1 protein-coding gene is annotated in these 822 nt (G+C 81.4%); it reads left to right on the forward strand.

What is annotated here, in order from left to right:
- Positions 1-822: FtsX-like permease family protein (locus AKI01S_RS39000; protein ID WP_157420479.1), on the forward strand; the 822-nt coding region annotated here is incomplete at both ends.

The raw sequence follows: 822 nt of genomic DNA on the forward strand, positions 1-822 counted from the left end.
GCCACCGACCCGCGCGCCCTGCGCGCCCTGGCCGGCGCGCCGGGCGTGAAGGCGACGGCCGGGCCGTTCCCGACCGTCTCCACCGAGCTGCGCGCCGGCGGCACCGCCGTCCGCGCCGTCGCCCAGGGCCGCCCCGCCGCCTCCGCCGTCGACCGCCCGCTGGTCACGGCCGGACGCTGGAGCGGCGCGCCCGGCACGGTCGTGGTGGAGCAGGCGTTCGCGGCGGCCCTGGACGTGCGGCCCGGCGACCGCATCACGCTGGGCGGACGGCCGTTCCAGGTCGCGGGGATCGCGGTGTCGGCGGGGCGCGTGCCCTACCCGTCCGCCACGCCGGGCCTGGTGTGGACGACCCGCGCCGACACCGCCCGCCTCCCCGGCGAACGCCGCCTGACCATGCCCCTCGCCCTCACCGACCCGGCGTCCGCGCCCGCCTTCGCCGCCGCGCGCAAGGGCGTCCGGTCCTGGCAGGACATGGGCGCCTACGCCACCAGCGACCTGCGGCTGGCCAACGGCGCCCTGCTCGGCGGCACCTGGGCGATGGCCGCGCTGGCGGGCCTGTGCGTGGCGCTGGCCGTCGGCGGCCGCCTCGCCGAACAGGGCCGCCGGGTCGGCCTGCTCAAGGCCGCCGGGGCGACCCCCGCCATGGTCGCGGCCGTGCTGCTCGCCGAGCACCTGGCCCTGGCGCTGCTGGCCGGGACCGCCGGGCTGCTGGCGGGCTGGGCGGCGTCGCCCGCCCTGACCGAACCGGCCCCCGGCCTGCTGGCCTCCGGCACCGCCGTGCCGTCCCCGGGCGTCGTCGCGGCCGTGCTGCTGGCGGCGCTG

It is taken from the genome of Actinomadura kijaniata NBRC 14229, assembly GCF_001552175.1.
GTDB lineage: Bacteria > Actinomycetota > Actinomycetes > Streptosporangiales > Streptosporangiaceae > Spirillospora > Spirillospora kijaniata.